Here is a 21,383-nt window from a genome sequence, read left to right on the forward strand (position 1 = left end):
AAGTACAGGGATATTTTAAAGGCGTTCCGGGTACCGTTTATCAAATTTAATGAAATGCCTGTTTTGGGCTGTAACATTAGTTACTTAAAGATACGCATTGATACTGAATTTTTAAGAGTATGCTTATTAATTTTTTCCTCTAGCGGGTATTGGTTATTTTTGTGAAAACTGAATTATGAAAATTCATGCACTTTTTTTCGGGATGTCAAAGGATTTGGCAGGACAAAGCAAGGCATCCGTGGAATTGGAAGAGGGTAAAACAGTAAAGGAGTTTCGAGAACTTCTTCAACAAAAATACCCTTCATTTTCAACAATGGATACCTATGCTGTTGCTGTTAATGAAACTTATGCGGATGAAGAATTTGTATTATCGGATAAAGACACAGTGGCTATCATTCCACCAGTAAGCGGTGGCTAAATCATTTATGGAAAACAGGATTTTTATAAAATTAACCGAAGATCGATTATCGCTGGGCGAATGTTATCAATTCGTTCAGGACAATAGCTGTGGTGGTTTGGCTCTTTTTGTGGGTACCGTAAGAAACAACACTGAAAACAAGGAGGTTAAAGCACTGGAATTTTCATCTTATGAACCTATGGCAGTCAAAGAAATGAATCTTATTGCTGAAAAGGCACTTGAATTGTTTGGTATCGAAAAAATTGCAATACATCATGCAATCGGAAACCTTGAGGTTAGTGAGGTCCCCGTGATCATATCGGTTTCATCCGCACACAGGGATGCGGCATTCAAGGCCTGTCAGTATGCAATAGATACGTTGAAAGAGACTGTTCCTATTTGGAAAAAAGAATTTTTTGAGGATGGTGAAGTTTGGGTGAATGCACATCCTTAAATCAGATGATCTCCATTTTTTTCAGCAGGAATGAGGCATTCATGTTGGTGCAGATACCTTCTTTTAAAGTATAATCGAAAAAAAGCTCTTCGTTTTTTATCTTGGCGTCAAAAAACTGGTTATGGATTTGAGGGTAGACCTTTTCTATATCGCAGAGGCTAAGATCATGAGTCGCAATGATGCCCGTAGAACCCGATTTAACAAGTCTTTCGACAAATTTTCTTGAACCCATGGCTTTATCTTTACTATTGGTTCCTTTTAAAATTTCATCCAGGATAATAAAGTATTCTTCATTTTTCATCTGCTCTACTATGAATCGCAACCTCATGATTTCTGCATAGAAATAAGAACTTTCATTGGCCAGGGAATCAGAAGTTCTCATGCTCGTGATCAATTTGATTGGTGAATAATACATTTTATCTGCACAAACCGGCAAACCTGTATTGGCCATGACCAGACTCAGTGAAACGGTCCTTAGAAAAGTGCTTTTTCCAGCCATGTTGGCCCCTGTGATAATATGAAAATCTTTCTTATTGATCGAAAAGTCATTATTTACCCTAATTTTTCTGTCCAGTAAGGGATGACCCAGCGCCTTGGCAAGAATAACTGTTTCATTCTGGATTATTTCAGGATAGTGATGATCAGGATGATTATAGGCATAGTTTGACAGGGATATCTGAGCGTCAAAATATGCGATCACTTCGAACCAGCTTTCCACCTGAAACTGATAGGTGGCAACCCACGTATCAATCTTTGATGTTTGACGAATGTCCCGCAGCAGGAATCCGTTTCCAAGTAAACCGACAAGCATATTATTTCTTTGATCAAAGGCATCAAGAATTTTTGAAAACTCTTTAAAAATAACGGAGGCCTTTTTTTTTGACGACCTGATCTTTAGTTGCTGTTCTAAAGCCAGTGAAGAATGAATTGACAAGTCTTCAATTTCTTGTAACAAGCTGTGATACTGTTTGAAGGTATCTTTTATTTTTCCGGCATCTGTGTAGAGATGATTGATTCTTTGAAAATAGGGAATGGTGATGAATAACCCAATAAAAAACCAACCCACAAGAAGATAAAATGAAACCAAATTAAAAACCAGCATTAACGTAATAAGTAGGGATACAAAAGAGAAAACCGCGGGAAGATATATCATCATTGCTGGAAGAAATGACCTGTAGGAATGAATCCATGAGATAATCGTATGATGATCAAGTTCAACCCTTACCATGTTGGCCAAGGCCAAAAAACGTTGTCTCCATGAAACTTTCAGAGAGAGTTCCCTGATAACCTCCTGTCTTGCCTGAATTTGATTTATATTATTCTCCAGAAGCAACTGAGCCAAGGCTTTCTTTCCCGAGATAGTGGCAGTTCTGTTCAAATATTGAAAAAAGGATCCATTGCCAAAAAGATCTATATCATTGCTGTAAAAGTGATCTGTATCTATAAATTCAGTTCCTGTAGGTAACGAATCAAAATTGCCTTTTATAACTTCTATTTCAACATTGTTGATTTCGATCAATTGCTCAGAAAGCCTTCTTTTAATAACAAGTGATTGATGCCTAAGAACCAGAAGAACAAAGCCCACAAGGCAAAAAACAATAATGCCTGTAAATAGGGCTTTATTTTGATAAGTAAAATAGGCCGAGGGAAATGCGAGGAGAAATAATCCAATTCGCAATAAACTGGAAATATGGATTTTTTTTCTCAACAGATCTCTTTGCTGCTCAAAATGTTTTTTTTCCTTTTGATAAAATGTTAAAGGTACTGACATTGGGGAAAGACTTTTATTTCTTTTTGTTGGATGAGTTAACTAAATTAATAATAATCGATACCATTTTTTAAACTGTAAACCATTATATCAGGAAACATTTTTTTTATCTGTTGTGTTGCCGTATAACTTGAAATTCCTTTCTGGCAGATCACAATGACTTCCTTTTCTTTAAAAGGTTCCAGCTTGGATGGTTCAAGTTTTGAAAGAGGAATTCTAAGGTCAATGGCAAAGGGATGAGGGATTGCTTCGTTTTCAATGACTGAGATGATCCTTATATTGTCATCAGGTATCCTTTTCTTCATTTCTTCGGCATCTATGAGTAAAGAATCATCCTGTACCTGACACCTGGCATCAAAATAACTGTTCGTATTATAAATGCTTTCAAGCTCAGTTAAGCTGAAGCCTGGTTGCAGTTTCATAATAAACTGGGAGTTTTCCATTGAATTATAGATCAGGATCTTATTGATCAAGGACTCCCCGGTTTCGGTTATAATTTTAATGACTTCATTAGCCTGCATCAATCCTATGATCCCGACGATAGGGTTTAATGTACCAACCTCAGAGCAGTTGGGCACGTGATTTCTGGGAGCAGAAGGAAAGGCATCCCTTAAATGTGCACTGTGCGCTCCCTTTGATTTAAGATTAAAAACACTTACATAGCCATCATGTTTGTATAAAGAACCGTATACAAGTGTTTTGTTTTTAAGGACACAATAATCGTTTAAAAGGTACTTGGTAGGGAGGCTGTCGGTACAGTCAACAACGAGTGAAAACGTGCTTAATCGTTGATCTATATTCGATTTGGAAATAGGTTCTTCAGTGTAACTAATATTTACGAAAGGGCTTATCTGCTCAATATAATCGGCAAGTATTTTAGCCTTGGATTTTCCAACCTGATCACGCCGGTAAAAAACCTGTCGATGCAAATTACTGAGGTCGATTTTGTCATAATCAACCAGATGAATATTTCCTATGCCACTTGCAGCCAAATAAACTGCTGCAGCGCTCCCTAAGCCACCGCAACCTATAATTACGATTTTTCCATTCTGGAGTTTTTCTTGTCCGGCCATACCAATTTCGGCTAAAGTGGTTTGCCGTAAAAACATTTTCTCCTTGTCAGCGTACATTTGGATGTGTAGTTTTTATTTGTGGATGTCTTTTTTTACTGTCGAGAATTCTTCAGGGGTATTTACATTAATAATAAAGTCATCATCAACTTCTACAATTTTAACATCTGAATTGATCAACACCTTTCTGGGGCATGAAATACCCAAGGTTAAAAACTGTAACATTATGGGGTAAGCCCTTGGTTCCCATATCGTGATAAGGGGCTCGGGAAATTGCTTGTTTTTCCCTTTTATTGCTGTCGCCACTTTACTGGGATCGCGATGATTCATTAATTGGCGCACCAGTTTCTCGTCAACATAGGGTAAATCTGTGGCCAATGTCAACCAGGCTGAATTAGGGTTGTGCTGAAATGCTGAACAAATAGCTCCAAAGGGACCCAATCCGATAAAGCTATCTTCAATGACCTTGTCTTGTTTAAGTTTTTGCTCTTTCCTTACCGATAAAAAAGCGTTCAAATTCAATTTTTCGAGCATTTCCAATGAATAAACTCTTTGAGATTTACCAAAATAGTCTAACAGTCCCTTGTCAGTGCCCATTCTGACGCTTTCACCTCCTGCCAGGACCAGCCCCGAAAGAGGAGCTGTATTCGCTTCAATCAATTTTGCAATATGTGCGCTTATTTGAGCAATATCATTAATGGAATATCTTTTGAGATCGGATATGTTTGGGTGTTTTTGACTAAGACAATCAAAGATGTTCGATTTGTGGTTCAAATTGATCAAAAAGGCAATGTTGTCAAGTTGCTCAATTCTTTTTAGAACCGACGCTTCCTTTTGTTCATCCAAAATCAGTATTTGAGTAATACCGGGATAATGATTGCCATTTATAAATACAAGATCATAACCTGAGAACATGATCTTATCCGTGTAAGGATTCATATGATAGGACCGGTTGTTTGCCAGATCCCCGGAATTATGAAATGTATAATCGTCAAATATTGGCTCCAGAGTTTCCTTATTATGCGATGCATCCGCATAGGCAATCTTGAATCGGTTATTTACCGATAAACACACTTCCTTGACAAGTTCTCTGATGATGGAACATTTTGTTCCAAGAACAGCCAGTTCGAATGGAGCCATTTGGCCTGAATTCCGTCTGTTGAGCGCCGCATGTTTTACATGTTTTTTCATGAATCAATTAATAAGTAGGTTATTGCTGAATTTTTGTATTGCTAAAATACTTAATAAAGATGATTCTATGAATTTCTGATAACATCTTTGCGTTTTGGTGATGATGATTACAAGGTAGTATCATCTTGACGAAGGGTTTAAATAAAAAAGTATAAAACCTTATTTCTTTATATCGCTCTTTCCACCTGTTTTTTCGATAACACAAATTTCCTTGATGATCATATCCTGAGAGATAGCTTTACACATATCATAAACGGTTAAAGCTGCTACACTTGCACCGGTTAATGCCTCCATTTCAACTCCGGTTTTCCCTTCCATTTCCACGCTACACAGAATATTGATGTATTCTTCGTTCATAATTTTGATATCGATGTCTATTCCGTCAAGTGGCAGCGGGTGGCACATGGGGATTAATTCAGAAGTTTTTTTGACTGCCTGCACGCCGGCTATGATTGCTGTTTGAAAAACGGGGCCTTTTTTAGTATGGATCTCAGAGCCATCCAACAGCTTGACAACCTCTCTGCCTAAAAACATTTCCGCCTGAGCCAAAGCACGCCTTTTGGTGATTTTTTTGTCAATAACATTCACCATTTTGGGCTTGTTATCCTTATCGATATGTGAAAATTTGTTCAAATCAAAGGGTTTAATATCTGTATTGAATTAATGGGAAAACCTCTCCTTTTTTAAATTCTGTTCTATGTGATGGTAATTCTAAAAACCCATCGTTCCGACTTAAATTTGCAAGGTCTCCAGAGCCGTTTCCGGCTTTCGGAAAGGCCATAAGTTTACCTTCTGTATTGACGATTTTAACTTGTAAGAAATAGGTCAGTTCAGGCAGAAAAGGAAAATCTTCAGCCAATATGGCAAAACTTTCATGCTGTAAATCCGTTTCAAGGCTTTTAGCAAGCCATGGCACAAAATACTTGAGACAACTTACAAAAGTAGACACCGGATTACCGGGATAGGCAAAAAAGGTTGTCTCATCTTTTTTTCCAAACCAGAAAGGTTTTCCGGGTCTTTGGCGCACTTTGTGAAAAAGCTTTTGTACATCCAATTCATCTAGTATTTCAGGCAAATAGTCAAATTTACCTTTACTCACGGCTCCACTGAACATCAGGACATCATATGCTTTAAGAAGAGAACTGATCTTCTTTCTGAGCTGTTCTTTATCGTCACTGATATGAAATATATCTGCGTTAAGTTTAAACCTTTTTAAAAGAGAATCAAGGGTGTGAACATTGCTTTTCCTGATCTGAAAAGGAGCAGGGATCTGGTCAACATCCACGAGTTCATCACCGGTTGAAATAATTGCGACTTTAGGCAATACGGCTACTTTAACCACTGCTTTTCCAACGGTAGCCAACACACCGATTTCCGCAGGGGAAATTTTTGTGTTTTTGGCTATAAGAACTTCATTTTTTTGGCGATCAAGACCCTTTTTATGAACATTTTGAAAATGGCTTATATCTTCCACTTCGACATGTGCGATTCCACTCACTATGCTGACCTGTTCGTATGGAACAACTGCATCAGTACCTAAGGGAAGCATTGCGCCTGTCATGGCCTCAAGGCAATTTTCATCATGAGCAAGGGTCAATTGTTTACTTCCGGCCGCCTGAATATTTTCGATTTTAAAGTGTCGTTTTCCCGATTTAAAAACGGTCGATTTCAGTGCAATGCCATCCATACTAACACGGTCAAAAGGGGGCATTTCGCGATCGGCTTTTATCTCTTCCTTCAAAATTCTTCCGTCAGACAATTTAAAATCAATCTCTTCAATACCAAATTTACGGGTTTCTCCCAGGACGATATCCAAGGCATCTTCTACACTGATTAATGTTCCTTTATCGTTCATAAAATTCATTAGCCACCAATAGTGGACATACTTTCTGACACTTTATTTGATTTTCTGTTTGCTTCGGCAACGAATCCATTGATTGGTTTCTGCTGTACGGTTGCGATAAATAATTGTTTTAAATCATCATCACTTGCTCCTTTTCTAATAAAATCTTTGATATTGAATACGCCATCGTCGAACAAACAATTTTTAAACAATCCCGTAGCCGTTATCCTGATTCGATTACAATCGCTGCAAATAGTTCTTGTAAATGCCGGAATGATTCCAAAGGAGCCTTTATAATCTTTAACTTTAAAGTTCTTTGAAGTTGACGACTTTTTTGCAGTCAGGTATTCCACCTCCTGATAATGGGCCTTAATTTTTTCCAGAATCTTATTGTAGTTCCAAACTTCTTTAACTTCTCGCTGGCCTTTGCCATTAAAAGGCATTTCTTCTATGAACCTGACTGATACGTCATCGCCTTTTGTCAATTCTATAAAATCAATGATTTCATCTGTATTGATGCCTGATTGGATGACCACATTTAGTTTTAAAGTCAAATTACTTTTGATCAAATCCTGATACGTTTGCATGACTTTTGGAAAAACATCCCTTCTTGTGATCTCAAAAAACCGCTGTTTGTCAAGGCTGTCAATACTGAGATTTACAGCATTGATCTTCATTTTTTCAAGACTTGCAATATGGTTGGAGATCAATGCCCCGTTTGTGGTAATATTTATTTCTTTCAGATTTTTATTGAACGAAAGGGATTCCAGAAAATTAACGAAATCCTTCCTTACGAAAGGTTCACCTCCGGTCAATCTCACCTTGTCAACCCCCAGTTCGCTTAAGACCCTTGTAATTCTGTACATTTCTTTATAGGTCAGCAATTCCTTTCTGTCAACAATGTTTATTCCATGCGCAGGCATGCAATACTGGCAGCGTAAATTGCACCTGTCAGTTACCGCTAAGCGAAGATAAGTGATTTTGCGTCCGTATTTATCTAATAGTTGATTCATGGAATGCGATAAAAATTGAAGGGTAAATTTATGAAAATACCCTTAGTATGTGATTGGATTAAGGAGTTAAGTGGATCAGGCCCTGAATTAATGAGGAAGTTTATGTTTTACTGCATGATATAGGAAAGCACCAAGATGCGCTCCAAAAAGAACAACAAGTATTGAAACCACGCCTTTTCCTAACAGGATGTACATTGGTCCGGGGCAAGACCCTCCGAGGGCCCAGCCAAGGCCAAATATGATTCCACCAATCAAATTTCTGGGAATACCTTTTTTCTTAGGCTCTACAACAATAGGTTGGCCCCATAAATTTTTAATCGTTTCATTTTTGAACAAGTACATTAAAACCACCCCGATTGCGACAGCAGATCCTATAACTCCATACATATGAAATGACTGTAATTTAAACATTTCATAGATTCTGAACCAGGAGATCACTTCAGCTTTACTTAATGTAATTCCGAATAAAATACCCACCAGCAAATATTTGATATATTTCATCTTTAGTTTTGTTTAGAAAATATAAGGTAAAATCAGCCAGGTCATGATCAGTCCTCCAATAAAGAACCCACCAACGGCTATAAAAGATTCTATGGATAAACTGCTTAATCCTACAATACCATGGCCTGAAGTGCAACCTCCGGCGTATCTCGAACCAAAACCAACCAAAATTCCGGCAACGATCAAAATTAAAAAACCCTTGACTGAGAGCATGGCCTCAATACTGAAAATTTCATCCGGCAGATAAGTCTTTCCGGCATCCTGAATACCTATTTCTGCCAGGTCTTTAACAGTTTTAGCACTGATTGCAACAGTTTCATCTGGTGTTAACCATTGATCTGCAATAAACCCTCCAACAATTAAACCGATGACAAAAACAAGATTCCATTTGTTTTTCCTCCAATCAAACTTAAAAAAATCAACAAACTTTCCTGCACCACCCATGGCACAAACGGTTTCGAGATTAGATGAAACCCCAAATTTCTTTCCGAAGAAAAACATGAGGAACATACAAAGCGCTATGATAGGCCCCGCGACATACCATGCCCATGGTTGTAATAAAAAATCCATATTCTTTCTGCTTTAATGGTAAAAATAAATTATTAACTGCCGAGTCAGGTAACATTTGTTACACATCAAAAATCCAATATTTCAATCTTGTTTCTAAACAATTTGATCCTTCCTTCGTTTTCAAGCTGTTTCAACAAACGGGAAATAACCACACGAGAGGTGTTGAGGTCTATGGCGATTTCCTGATGCGTGGTATGCAATTCAGTACTCCTCATAATCTGAACCTTGTCAACAAGGTACTTGTACAACCTCTCATCCATTTTGAGGAAAGCGAGGGTATCTATAGCTTCCAGCATCTCATTAAGACGTAAATCATAGCTGTCGATTACAAAACTTCTCCAGGACGCATACTTTATCATCCATTCCTCGAGTTTTTCCACCGGAATAAAAATGAGTTCAGAATCTTTTTCTGCAATTCCCCTTACCTTGCTTTTATTACTTTGAATACCACTGCCAAAAGTAATGGTACAGGTATCACCTCTTTCTAAAAAATAAAGGACGATTTCATCTCCTTTTTTGGTTTCACGACTTATTTTAATTGCTCCGGTCAAGATAAGTGGTATATGATGAAACGTATCTCCAATATCTAGCAACAATTCGTTTTCCCGAACTTTTTTGTACGTGCCGACTTCGGCAATTTCATCAAGCAATTCTTTCTCGAAAACAACACTGTAATATTCTTCCAGTTTTTCTCTTATCATCTCTATAATTATTAAGGCTACAATTTAAGAATTATCTGGAAGTTGTTGCTTAATATAATCCAAAATAATTTCAGTGGCACCTTGGTTCTTATGAATATAGGCTTTTGTGATATTTCCAAGTTTTTGCCTGTAATTCCCTTCATGGATCAGTTGCTTAAAATAGTTATCTAACTGCTCTTGGTGATGAGCTACCAGACAGCCTCCAAGTTTGACTAAATCCTTGGCTTCCTCAAATTTTTCGTAAACCGGGCCTATGACCAATGGGATTCCGAAAACTGCCGGTTCTAGCACATTGTGAACTCCATCCTTATCAAATCCCCCACCTATATAAGCGAGGTCAGCATAACTGTAGATTTTAGTCAAAATACCAATAGTATCTACTATTAACACTTTGGCATCCTTATCAAAATGGCCGTCAGAGTATAGAGAGGTTTTACAATTAAGCGCTTTTTTGAGCTTCTGGATTTCCCTGGGGATTATGTTGTGCGGAGCTATGATATACTGCACGTCATTATCGGGGTTTTGATTGATGAAATTCACCAAATGCGATTCGTCTTTTTCCCAGGTACTTCCGGCAACCAGTATCGTTTTATTTTTGTTGACAAACTGATCGAGAAAATCGAGTTTATTGTTTTGTTCGAGAATTTGTGCAACTCTGTCAAAACGGGTATCCCCGCTAACCGATGCATTGTTGATGCCAATGGATTCCAAGAGGGCCTTCGAATTTTGATTTTGAACAAAAAAGTGAGAGAAAGAAGCCAGGGATTTTCTCATCCAGCCACCATAGGGCTTAAAAAAAAGTTGGTCCGACCTGAAAATACCTGAAACCAGTATTGTTTCGATGGAATGATCTTTCAATACACCCAGTATGTTGGGCCAAAATTCATATTTTACAAAAATGGCGAGTTCTGGATGAACCTGTTCGATAAATTTTCTTGCGTTTGAAGGAGTATCTATGGGCAGATAGACAACGACATCTGCATTTTTATAATTTTTTCTAATCTCAAAACCGGAAGGAGAATAAAATGAAAGCACTATTTTATATCCCGGTCTTATAAGACGTAATTTTTCGATAAGTGGCCTGCCCTGTTCAAATTCACCTAAGGAGGCGCAATGTATCCATATGGTTTTGTCATCAGGCTTGATGGCTGAGGTCAATCTTGGAAAAGTTTGCTTCCTTCCATTTACGAAAAGGGATAACTTCTTATCAAAAACCGCCAGTATGTTAAGTAGTATTCCCAGAAGGGAAATGGCAAAATTATACAAGTATTTCATTTGTCAGCTAAATTAAAAATTTAGAGTAAGAGCGCGCAAAATATTTGTATTTTTGTCGGGCTAAAAGGTGAAATAGAAATTAAAAAGAACCAAAATGAAGAAAATCCAAATGGTTGACTTGCAGGGTCAATATAAGAAAATCCAATCGGAAATCGATCAGGCCATGAATGAGGTGGTCGCTTCGGCAGCTTTTATTAATGGGCCTGAAGTCAAAAAATTTCAATCTGACCTGGAGGAATATTTAGAGGTCAAACATGTTATTCCATGCGCAAACGGGACAGATGCCCTGCAGATTGCCATGATGGGTCTGGGTTTGGAACAAGGAGACGAAGTAATCACTGCAGATTTTACTTTTGCTGCCACGGTTGAGGTTATCGCCTTACTTAAATTGACACCCGTTTTGGTTGACGTTGATCCAAAAACCTTCAATATTGACCTTGAGTCCGTTAAAAAAGCAATTACCCCAAAGACAAAAGCCATAGTGCCGGTACATTTATTCGGACAGTGTGCCAATATGGAAGGAATTCTTAAAATTGCGGAAGAACATAATTTATATATTATTGAAGATAATGCTCAGGCTATTGGTGCTGATTATACATTTGCTGACGGATCAACTAAAAAGGCAGGAACCATAGGCACCTTGGGTACTACATCTTTTTTCCCTTCTAAAAATTTAGGATGTTATGGAGATGGCGGTGCTATTTTTACCAATGATGATGATCTGGCCCATGTCATCAGGGGAATTGTGAACCATGGGATGTATACAAGATATTATCACGATGTTGTGGGTGTGAACTCACGATTGGATAGTTTGCAGGCCGCAGTATTAAGATTAAAGCTTCCACATCTGAATGACTATTGTTCCTCAAGAAGAATGGCTGCGAGGTATTACAATAATGGTTTCAGAGACAATCCTAATATCATAACTCCGGTAACTGAAAAGTGTGGTGACATATGTGACACCTGTAATTGTCATGTTTTTCATCAGTATACCTTAAAAATAACCAACGGGAAGAGGGATGCCCTTCATCAGCATTTGATGGACCTGGATATTCCGAACGCTGTTTATTATCCTGTTCCTTTACACAAACAAAAGGCTTATCTGGATGATCGTTATAAGGAAGAAGATTTTAAAGTGACCAATGCATTGGCAGAAACAGTTATTTCACTTCCAATGCACACAGAATTGGATAAAGAGCAGCAGGACCTGATCATTAAAACCGTAATGGATTTTGTTTGAAAACCTATAGCCAAGGTCTAACAGACAGTACGAAAGAATTGATATGAAGAAAAATAAAATACTTGTTACCGGAGGTTTAGGATTTATAGGTTCGCATACTGTGGTTGAACTGCAAAAGGAAGGGTTTGAAGTGATTATTATAGATGACCTTTCGAATACGAGATTAGAGGTTTTAGATGGAATTTATGAGATTAGCAAAATTCGCCCGGAATTTGTAAAGTTGGATCTTAAGGAGAAGGAACAGGTTGCCGCTTTTTTTGAAGAACATAAGATTGACGGGGTAATTCATTTTGCTGCCTCTAAGGCCGTAGGTGAAAGCGTAGAACAACCCCTGAAGTATTATGAGAATAATATATCGACTTTGATATACCTCTTAAAGAGCATGGCCAAGAATAATGTACCTCACCTAATATTTAGTTCTTCCTGTACGGTTTACGGGCAAGCCGATGAGTTGCCTATCACGGAAGATGCCCCGATAAAAAAAGCAGAATCCCCGTATGGAAATACCAAGCAAATTGGAGAGGAAATCATTCAGGATGTAACGAAGGCAGGAAATCTTACCGCTATAGCTCTTAGGTATTTTAATCCTATTGGCGCCCATGAAAGCGCACTTATTGGAGAGCTTCCCCTGGGTGTTCCTCAGAATCTAATACCCTTTGTAACCCAGACGGCGGCCGGTATAAGAGAGGAGTTATCAGTATTTGGAGACGACTATCCGACTTCGGACGGGACTGCAGTTAGAGATTATATTCACGTAGTGGATCTGGCAAAGGCCCATATAAGTGCTTTACAAAGATTGTTGAAAGGGAAGAACAAGTCTAAGATGGAATATTTCAATGTGGGGACCGGAAAGGGAAGTTCGGTTCTTGAAGTAATCAATGCATTTCAGAAGGCAAATCACAAGGAGGTAAAATACAAGATTGTCGACCGGAGGGAAGGTGATATTACAGCTGCATACGCCAATACCGAGCTGGCCAACAAGGAGCTTGGCTGGAAAGCTTTATTGAGCCTGGAAGAAGCTTTGGCATCTGCATGGCAATGGCAGCTAAAACAAAAATAATCATTGACAATATTGATTTTAAATAGTTTAATAATATGACAGATTCGAGTAAAAAAATTCTCATTACCGGAGGTGCTGGTTTTATAGGGTCTCATGTTGCGCGACTTTTTGTAACCAAGTATCCTGATTATAAGGTATACAACCTAGATGCCCTGACTTATGCCGGCAACCTTGAAAATGTTAGTGATCTGGAGGGCAGTTCTAACTATAAGTTTATCAAAGGAGATATCAAGGATGCGGAGTTTTTAAATAATCTGTTCAAAGAATACAGGTTTGATGCCGTTATACATCTGGCAGCTGAAAGCCATGTGGATAGATCAATTACCAATCCGAATGACTTTATTGAAACCAATGTTTTGGGCACGGCTAACCTGCTCAACGCATTTAAAGAAATTCATGCCGGTTTTTTCGACGGAAAATTATTCTACCACGTTTCTACAGATGAGGTTTACGGTTCTTTAGGTAAAACAGGACTTTTTAAGGAAACCACTCCTTACGACCCCCAATCACCTTATGCCTCTTCAAAAGCCGCTTCGGATCATATAGTTAGAGCATATGGTAATACCTATGGCTTGCCTTTTGTAATAAGTAATTGCTCAAATAATTACGGGGCCAATCAGTTTCCTGAAAAATTGATACCCCTGTTTATCAATAATATAAAACAATCTAAACCGCTGCCCGTTTACGGCGATGGCAACTATACGCGGGATTGGCTTTACGTAGAAGATCACGCCATAGCCATTGACGAGATTTTTCACAAAGGTAAAACATTAGAAACCTATAATATTGGAGGCTTTAATGAATGGACGAATTTGAATCTCATCAAGCTGTTGTGCAAATTAATGGACCAAAAGTTAGGCCGCCCCAATGGGAGTTCAGAACAATTGATTACCTATGTTAAGGATCGGGCCGGACATGACAGGCGCTATGCGATTGATGCAGGAAAGCTGAATCGGGAACTGGGTTGGAAACCAAGCGTGACTTTTGAGGAGGGCCTTGAAAGAACAGTCGATTGGTATTTAACCAATGATGAATGGTTAGAGCATGTTACTTCAGGTGCTTATCAGGACTACTACAAGAAAATGTACCATTAAGGCGATACCTAAAAATCGAATTTGTATTTTACGCCACCGAAAAATTGAAGGCCCTGCACCTTATAATTGGTATAGACCTGGTAGTTGGTTCCTAACAGGTTATTGACATTGATAAAAACATCGAATTTATCATCAATCGTATAAACTCCATTGAGATTGATATCAAAGTAAGCTGCATTGGTGATTCGAGTATTCGTGTCTGGAATGATAGACAATTCATCCTTTCTGTCTGTTGAAAAGAATAAATCAGCTCCGGCACTCCATTTTTTTCTGGTATATTTTGCCAGCAGAGTTGCTTTCAGAAGTGGTAAGTTCCAGGCCTGATCCTCATTTTTAAGGCTGTAGGAATTAAAATCAAGATTGCCCCCAAACTTGAATTCTTTGAAAAGGTCGAAAATTATTTCACCGTTGAAATAAATAGTATTCACATCATCATAAACTACCTGAAAGGAATTTGCTGCCTCATATCCCTTATCGAGCTCAACACTTCCATCGGTAAGCGACGGGTTTAATTTGTACAGTGGTTTGTCTTTTTCATTGATATAGGCTGCTTTTAAATTGAAACGGACTTTTGAATTCAAAAGGCCTTTTATTCCTGCATAAGCGTTATACTGTTGGTTGGTCCTTTGAATGTATAAGGTCGGTGACACAAAAGGATTTTTATCAACGAAATTTTTATAACTGTTTTGCTGAAGATCCCCAATTACGCCGGCATAAGCGATCAAGGCTTCCTCACTTATGTTATATGAAGCTGTGACATTTGGATAGATATAAAATTTACTCCCTTCAAAATTATTGGTGATGCTGTAGTAAAATTTAGCACCTGCGTTTAGCGTTAAATTATCTCGTAAAACCTCAAAGTTCGGACTAAACCCGATGTTGAAATATGTATATTTCAATTTCTGAGTCTGGAAAAAATCATTTTCGAATTTTCCGTTTAACAGTTCAAGACTGATTTCAGAATACATTAACTCTTGCCCTATAGGGAAATCGATCACAGAATTGAGTTGAAGATGATTTTCACCGCTTTTGTATTTATCGGAAAACCTGCTGATCGAAACATCTCCTTTATGGATCAATGCATCAAAGAATTCTATTTCACCACCCAATGAAAGGTCTGTATAAGACTGTCTTTCTTCAATGGAATTGATCACGGTTTCAGAATAAGCAATGTCTTCAGACAAGCCATACCAGTTGTTGGAAAGATACTTAAGCTCCCCTTCAACTTTCCAGTCAAATGTCCGTTCAGATTGCTTGTAATAAAGATCAACATTCAAATCTTTGAAATCATCGTTTAATACAATTCCATCAATACCACCTCCTGAAGAATGATAGTTAAAAAAACCTCCGAAATCATTGTAATTGGAGGAATTACCATGTGCAAAAATTTCTATAATCGGGGTTTTATAATTTCCGTATCCCAGGGAGACATAGTTATTATAGAATCTCTCTTTTGGCTCTCTGCTAAGGGTCTTTGCCTTGCCTTTTGCAGGGGTAAAGGTAGATGCCACAGGGATCGAATTGATCGTATAAGAGATCTCCTTTTTCTCTCCAAGATCGATGCTGTCGATTTGCGGCTCAGCGTTGATCTTAAACGCTTCAGAAACAGTTGGTGAAAAAGGCTTAACCACATTGATTTCTTCGGTGGTGATCCTTTCTTTTTTCTTTTTTTGAGAAAAAACCGAGCCACTGATCATTAAAAAGATAAGAATTAAGATGTATTTAGTCATTTGTTTGATTCCGATTTTACTTATTCTTTTTCAATTATAACAGACGAATTGGTTTTTGATTCCAGGGTCTTTATTCGGTTCAATTCTGTTCTTGCCTCCTGCACAAGGTCTTCAAAGTCAGAAAATTTCTGTATCACACTCTCAAGTATATATGTGGCCTGATAGGCATCTTCAAGTTCATAAAAGTTCTTCGCCATGATTACCAACCCTTTACCTACCCAATACCTGTAGGGAGATAATTCTGAAGCCAGTTTCTGAACTGAAACATTTGATAATTTATAATTGCCTTCTTCATTTTTGAAAAAAGCATCATAATAGACAGCCTCTGCTTTCAACTCACCGGTTGCCGTTTCTTCAACCACTTTAAAAGCGTCCTGAGCCTTTAAAAAATCACCTGTTTCAAAGGCAGATCTCGCAATAATGATCTGCGCATCTGATATAATTTTAGGTTCTAATTTTGGATGTTTCATGACCATTTCAGCATATTGCACTGCTACCTCGAAGTTTTTTAAAGCGTAGTTTCCTTTCATAAGGTTGCTTTGGGCAAAAATGATATTCTGGTCGGTTTCAGCCTCTTTTTCCAATCTTGAAAGCAGCAGAACTGCCTGTTCCCAGTTTTCCTGATCAAGGTAAAAATATGCCACGTTGACGAGTGACCTTTCCGTGAACTGGTTTTTGTCTTTGTCGAGGATGAATTGGTAATAGGGGATCGCTTTTTCAAGTTGATCAGATCTTTTATAGGCATCTGCAAGGAAGAAATTGGCTGATAGTGCATTGGCTCCCAAAGGGAAACGCTCAAGATATTTTTTAAGCGACTCAATTGATTTGTCAAGGTTATTGGTCAAATAGAATTGTTCGGCTGATGAAAACATCGCACCCTCGATTTCTTCATCGGTTACATTAACAAAATCCAAATTTTGAATAAAACGCTCATATTCATCCACACGACCTTGTTGTACATAAATCTGTTTGGCATTCGCTATGGCTTCTTTTGCCTCCTCGGTTCCGGGATAAGAGTTAACCACAGTTTTGTATTTATTTAAAGCCGCGTCATTTTGGTCAGCATTGAAATAGACAAGCCCTTGCTTCAGCAATGACTTTGACACTAAAGAACTCATTCTGTAATTAGTAACAACTTCATTATAAGCATCCATTGCCTCATCCACTTTGTTCAATTTCACATATGAATTACCCAATTCATAGAAGGCATCATCTCTTAAGGTGGATTTTAGATTCAATTCTGTGAATTCGAGCAGTGTACTTACCTTTTTTTCAGTTTCTCCCATATAACCGTAACAAAAGGCAATTTGAAGCTGAGCATAGTCTACATCCGTTTCATTATTTTCTATAACTTTTTTATAAGCAGGAATAGCTTTAAAGTAACTGCTAAGCGCAAAAAAACAGTCACCAAGCCTGAGATAACTGTCATTGATGAGATTTTGATCATTTCCAAGTTCGATATATTCATTAAAATGACCACCAGCCTGGTTGTAATCTTTCAATTGAAAAAAGGTGTAGGCCAAATGATAGAGGATGATCTCATATTCTTGTGACTCCTTAGCTTCAGCCATTGAATTGAAAGCCTGAAAAATGCTCAGAGCTTCCTCATAGTTCTTTAATCTGTATAATGACTCAGCCTTCCAAAATAATGACCTTACGTGATAAACTGTATTGGTGGAGGTTTCTATGGAAAGGTTAAAATTTTCAATTGCATTTTTATACTCCTGTTGCTTAAAGAGTTGTACCCCGTACAAAAATGCAACCTTATGATAGGTATCATTGTCCTTGGCGTTGGCATTTTTAAGATATTCAAGTGCCCCCTGGTAATCATTGGCCTTTAAATAGGCACTAACGAGGTATTCTTTTATTTCAGTTTGATCCAAATCTTCGGGATAAGCCGCCAAATACTCCTGGATGACCTCAGCCACACTTTTATAAGGGTTGCCAATCTCATAACTCAATTTAGCATAATTTAACCAGGCATCTTTTTTAATTTCGGCATTAAAATCCATTTGTTTGGCATTTCTAAATGCATTTAATGCCTCCTGCTTTTTTTCACTTTTAAGATAACATTCAGCCAAATGATAATAAGCATTTTGTGAAACGGCATTGTTTCCATCAATGATTTTAGTAAACCAAATGAGAGCCTCCTCATAATCTTTCTGCTGATAATAGGCATAGCCTAAAAGGTAATAGTCAGTATTGTTCCATTTGCCTTTTTTGCCTTCATAGCCTAAAAGAAACGGCACTGCCTTTTCAAAGTCATTTAAATTGAAATAACTCTCCCCTATAATTTTGGAAAGCTCAGATTTTTGGATGCCATTTGATTTTTCCAGCAAGGGAGACGCAGCGTCAATTGCTTCTTGAAATTTTCCGGTTTTAAATTTAATATTGGCCATATAATATGGAATATCATCATTAAAACTTTTGTCATCTGCTATCTGATTCAAATACTTGTCAGCTTCAGTATAATCATCGTCCTGATAGGCCATGTATCCGTAATAATACTTTGCCTGTGCCCCGTATTTTTCTGAATTCAACAATTGTGAGAAATATTTCCGGGAATTGGCAAAGCTTCCTACTGCGAATAGGGCATAAGCTTTTTTAAAAGAAAATTCTTCTTGACTGTAAAGGGTAAGATGGCTTTCATTCACCTTGTTGAACCATTTCAATGCATAGGCATAACTTCGATTTTTAAAATAGTAATCACCGACCTCGAGAAAAGCAGAATTTCTTTTTGTACTCGTCGGAAACTTTTCGAAAAAAGCATTCATCAATTCGTCTGCGTCCTTTTGCTTTAACCGAATGGCGCAAAATGCTTCGTAATAGTAGGATCTGGCTTTTAATTCAGAGGCTCCGTCAAAAGTGTTTTTAATTTTTTTAAAGATCACTTGAGAGGCAACATAATCTCTGTTTGAATACAATTGCATGGCGTGGTTATAATCTACGAGATCATGGCTGTATATAGCTGATTTCTGGGCAAAACCTTGAAAAATCGAAAAGAGCGTGAAAAAAAATAATACGTTGAATAACTTCATTGCGTGGAATCCCTTATAAAAATCAAAAATAGTACTTACATTATTTAGCTAACGTCAAAAAGCCAATAAATTGTAAAATTGTTGATTAGTTAAACAGATTGTTGAAAAGTTGCTTCAATTTAATAAAATTGTCTAAGATTCTTCAATGAGTTCTTTCATGAATTGATTAAAATCGTCGACGAATTCTTCGTAGTAAACCCCCGTAGCCGGGCCAGAAAACCCTGTGTGAATTCTTCTTACTTTGCCCTGTCTGTCAATGATAATAGAGGTAGGAAACGAGATGACTTTATTCAACATTGGCAAGGATTCTGAAGCGGATTTTGTTGAAGAGGTTCCAGCAATAAGAAAATCATACGGAACATTTAATTTTTGTTTCATTGTTAAAACTCTGTCACGGGCATACTCAAAATCGGGTTTAATTTCATATGCCAGTCCTATGATTTCAACTCCTTTTGATTTATTTTTATTATACCATTCTGACAAAAACCTTGTTTCATCCATACAGTTTGGGCACCAGGTGCCGAATATTTGAAGAATGACAATTTTATCTTTGTATTTTTCATCATCAAGAGAAGTCATTTGTCCATTGAGGTCTGGAAAAGAAAATTCAATAGTTTCAAAGCCTTCCTTAAGATAGGTCAGGCTATTCGCATCGGGTAAACTGGCAGTATCATTCTTTACTGAAACAAAGGTTTTATAACTTGTTTTGCCAGACCAGTATTCTCCTTTTAAAATCGAATCATTTTCTTTAACGGCTCTGAATTTATAGATATGATTACCGTCGAAAGTATACAGGTACATGGTGTCTTTCACGGTGTATCCGTCTAAGTAACGATAGTCTCCTGTTTTACTCAAAAAAGTACCCCTTAAAGTGTTTCCTTCTGATTTGAATATGCCTATTGCAGAATTTTTTCCCCCGTCTTTGTCAGTAAAAGTAGTTTCCCAGGTTCCGTCGAATATAGCTGAACTTTTAGCATTGTCAATACGTCCTTCCTTGCCATAAAATGCTTTGAATGGAAGAATATATCCTTTTGCATAATTCTTCGCATAGGAGCCGGTGAGGCTGTCTTTATATATTTTGGCTTTGATACTGATGTCGAAGATATGCATATCAAAAAACAATGAATCACCCAGGATATTGAGGCCTTCAATATCGAGCCTTTCAGAACCATTGATCAATTGAATCTTATACGTGCCTTCATTTTTCATCACCTCAAAGTTAAAGGGGATCTTATTTCCCTGAGCCGTTATTTCCCCTCTCCACATACCTGATTTTAAACCTAACTCTTGTTTGGGATCTTCACATGAACTCAAAATCATCATCATGCAAAAAGCGATAAGTCCTTTTTTTATGATATGCTTTATGGCATGAATTTTAATTTTTTGCATTTTCGTTGCGTTTAATTGGCCTTTATGAATGATTTGTACATCTTTTAACGGGCATCTTTAATTGAGTCGATAATATTAGTAATTCCTCTCAAACCAAACGGTATTTTATTTTTAAAATCTTTGTTAAAAGATGTATTTTGATCTTTTATCTTAACCTTGGCCCTAGAAACCTTGCTTTGGTGTTTAATATCGATCTCTATTGACAAAATTCATATCTTAATTAATTTTCCTGCAAAGTAAAACATTTGTCAGATTTTGAAACAATCAAACTAATCCATTATAAGGAACTTTAATATTTGAAATTTAAACATTAAGTTTGTCTTTCTTTAGTTCAAAAACAATTTTGAAACCAGAGAACAGTTTGTTTTTCTATGATCAATAAAAGTGAAATGCTTCAATTAAAAGACGCCAAGATATTCCAAAGGGAAAATCTCATTTTATCGGATATAAATCTTGATATTAAAAAGGGAGAATTTAACTACCTGATTGGAAAAACAGGAAGCGGAAAGAGTAGTTTGATGAAAACACTCTACGGGGATTTACCTTTACAGAGTGGCGAGGGATCAATCGCCGGCTTTGATCTTAGAAAATTGAAAGAGAAGGAGATTCCTTTTCTAAGACGAAAAATTGGAATTGTATTTCAGGATTTTCAGTTGTTAAATGATAGATCCGTTGCCGACAATTTGCTGTTTGTGCTTAAAGCGACGGGATGGAAAGGCAAAAATCAAATGGATGCCAAGATTAATGAAGTACTTGAAAAAGTGGATATGAAAACCAAGGGGTTTAAAATGCCATATCAACTGTCGGGAGGGGAACAACAGCGGGTTGCAATAGCAAGAGCCTTGTTGAATACCCCGGAGATTATTCTTGCTGATGAGCCTACCGGGAATTTAGATCCTAAGACATCTGTAGAAATCATGAATGTTCTTGAGGATATCAACAAGGCAGGAATTACCATTTTAATGGCAACGCACGATTATGCCCTTATCCTTAAATTTCCTCATAAAACAATTAAATGTGAAGGAGGAAAGATCTTCGAGGTAGTGTGA

19 protein-coding genes are annotated in these 21,383 nt (G+C 37.4%); 6 read left to right on the forward strand and 13 right to left on the reverse strand.

The window, feature by feature from the left end:
* The first annotated feature begins 175 nt into the window (after positions 1–175).
* Together moaD and AABB81_RS13755 are read left to right on the forward strand one after the other, a co-directional pair.
* Positions 176–418 carry a molybdopterin converting factor subunit 1 gene (gene moaD / locus AABB81_RS13750; RefSeq protein WP_342161132.1) on the forward strand — a complete coding sequence of 81 codons (243 nt, stop codon included), beginning with the start codon at positions 176–178 and terminating at the stop codon, positions 416–418.
* Positions 419–425: 7 nt separating this feature from the next.
* Positions 426–851: a molybdenum cofactor biosynthesis protein MoaE gene (locus AABB81_RS13755; protein ID WP_342161133.1), complete on the forward strand. Its 426-nt coding sequence runs from the start codon at positions 426–428 to the stop codon at positions 849–851.
* A gap of 1 nt (position 852) precedes the next feature.
* Here AABB81_RS13755 and AABB81_RS13760 read toward each other — a convergent pair whose 3' ends face one another.
* The 10 genes from AABB81_RS13760 to AABB81_RS13805 form a co-directional block, all read right to left on the reverse strand.
* Positions 853–2,622, reverse strand: coding sequence for a MutS-related protein (locus tag AABB81_RS13760; RefSeq protein WP_342161134.1), 1,770 nt, complete (start codon positions 2,620–2,622; stop codon positions 853–855).
* 44 nt (positions 2,623–2,666) lie between these two features.
* Positions 2,667–3,749, reverse strand: a complete 1,083-nt coding sequence (locus AABB81_RS13765; RefSeq protein ID WP_342161135.1) for a ThiF family adenylyltransferase — start codon at positions 3,747–3,749, stop codon at positions 2,667–2,669.
* 15 nt (positions 3,750–3,764) lie between these two features.
* Positions 3,765–4,880: an NTP transferase domain-containing protein gene (locus tag AABB81_RS13770; RefSeq protein WP_342161136.1), complete on the reverse strand. Its 1,116-nt coding sequence runs from the start codon at positions 4,878–4,880 to the stop codon at positions 3,765–3,767.
* A gap of 159 nt (positions 4,881–5,039) precedes the next feature.
* Positions 5,040–5,513, reverse strand: coding sequence for a cyclic pyranopterin monophosphate synthase MoaC (gene moaC, locus AABB81_RS13775; protein WP_342161137.1), 474 nt, complete (start codon positions 5,511–5,513; stop codon positions 5,040–5,042).
* 10 nt (positions 5,514–5,523) lie between these two features.
* Positions 5,524–6,735: a molybdopterin molybdotransferase MoeA gene (locus AABB81_RS13780; protein WP_342161138.1), complete on the reverse strand. Its 1,212-nt coding sequence runs from the start codon at positions 6,733–6,735 to the stop codon at positions 5,524–5,526.
* 8 nt (positions 6,736–6,743) lie between these two features.
* Complete coding sequence (gene moaA / locus AABB81_RS13785; RefSeq protein WP_342161139.1) at positions 6,744–7,736, reverse strand: GTP 3',8-cyclase MoaA; 993 nt, start codon at positions 7,734–7,736, stop codon at positions 6,744–6,746.
* Between the two features lie 87 nt (positions 7,737–7,823).
* Entirely contained in the window at positions 7,824–8,237 is a 414-nt protein-coding gene (locus tag AABB81_RS13790) for a DUF6691 family protein (RefSeq protein WP_342161140.1), read from the reverse strand.
* Positions 8,238–8,249: 12 nt separating this feature from the next.
* Positions 8,250–8,807, reverse strand: coding sequence for a YeeE/YedE family protein (locus AABB81_RS13795; RefSeq protein WP_342161141.1), 558 nt, complete (start codon positions 8,805–8,807; stop codon positions 8,250–8,252).
* Positions 8,808–8,872: 65 nt separating this feature from the next.
* Complete coding sequence (locus AABB81_RS13800) at positions 8,873–9,508, reverse strand: Crp/Fnr family transcriptional regulator (RefSeq protein ID WP_342161142.1); 636 nt, start codon at positions 9,506–9,508, stop codon at positions 8,873–8,875.
* 24 nt (positions 9,509–9,532) lie between these two features.
* Positions 9,533–10,783: a 3-deoxy-D-manno-octulosonic acid transferase gene (locus tag AABB81_RS13805; RefSeq protein WP_342161143.1), complete on the reverse strand. Its 1,251-nt coding sequence runs from the start codon at positions 10,781–10,783 to the stop codon at positions 9,533–9,535.
* Between the two features lie 94 nt (positions 10,784–10,877).
* On the opposite strand from AABB81_RS13805, the gene AABB81_RS13810 reads away from it, so the two are divergent.
* The 3 genes from AABB81_RS13810 to rfbB are packed head-to-tail and all read left to right on the forward strand — an operon-like array spanning position 10,878 to position 14,177.
* On the forward strand, positions 10,878–12,023 hold the full coding sequence (locus tag AABB81_RS13810; RefSeq protein ID WP_342161144.1) for a DegT/DnrJ/EryC1/StrS family aminotransferase: 1,146 nt from the start codon (positions 10,878–10,880) through the stop codon (positions 12,021–12,023).
* Positions 12,024–12,066: 43 nt separating this feature from the next.
* A complete protein-coding gene (gene galE, locus AABB81_RS13815) occupies positions 12,067–13,083 on the forward strand; it encodes a UDP-glucose 4-epimerase GalE (protein ID WP_342161145.1) in 1,017 nt (338 codons plus the stop codon).
* Between the two features lie 35 nt (positions 13,084–13,118).
* A complete protein-coding gene (gene rfbB / locus AABB81_RS13820) occupies positions 13,119–14,177 on the forward strand; it encodes a dTDP-glucose 4,6-dehydratase (RefSeq protein ID WP_342161146.1) in 1,059 nt (352 codons plus the stop codon).
* A gap of 8 nt (positions 14,178–14,185) precedes the next feature.
* On the opposite strand, the gene AABB81_RS13825 is transcribed toward rfbB, so the two are convergent.
* The 3 genes from AABB81_RS13825 to AABB81_RS13835 form a co-directional block, all read right to left on the reverse strand.
* A complete protein-coding gene (locus AABB81_RS13825) occupies positions 14,186–15,907 on the reverse strand; it encodes a TonB-dependent receptor (RefSeq protein WP_342161147.1) in 1,722 nt (573 codons plus the stop codon).
* A 20-nt stretch (positions 15,908–15,927) separates the two neighbouring features.
* Positions 15,928–18,837 carry a tetratricopeptide repeat protein gene (locus tag AABB81_RS13830; RefSeq protein WP_342161148.1) on the reverse strand — a complete coding sequence of 970 codons (2,910 nt, stop codon included), beginning with the start codon at positions 18,835–18,837 and terminating at the stop codon, positions 15,928–15,930.
* 240 nt (positions 18,838–19,077) lie between these two features.
* On the reverse strand, positions 19,078–20,334 hold the full coding sequence (locus AABB81_RS13835; RefSeq protein ID WP_342161149.1) for a peroxiredoxin family protein: 1,257 nt from the start codon (positions 20,332–20,334) through the stop codon (positions 19,078–19,080).
* Between the two features lie 389 nt (positions 20,335–20,723).
* On the opposite strand from AABB81_RS13835, the gene AABB81_RS13840 reads away from it, so the two are divergent.
* Positions 20,724–21,383, forward strand: a complete 660-nt coding sequence (locus AABB81_RS13840; RefSeq protein WP_342161150.1) for a cell division ATP-binding protein FtsE — start codon at positions 20,724–20,726, stop codon at positions 21,381–21,383.

This window comes from Lutimonas vermicola, from assembly GCF_038433205.1.
GTDB lineage: Bacteria > Bacteroidota > Bacteroidia > Flavobacteriales > Flavobacteriaceae > Lutimonas > Lutimonas vermicola.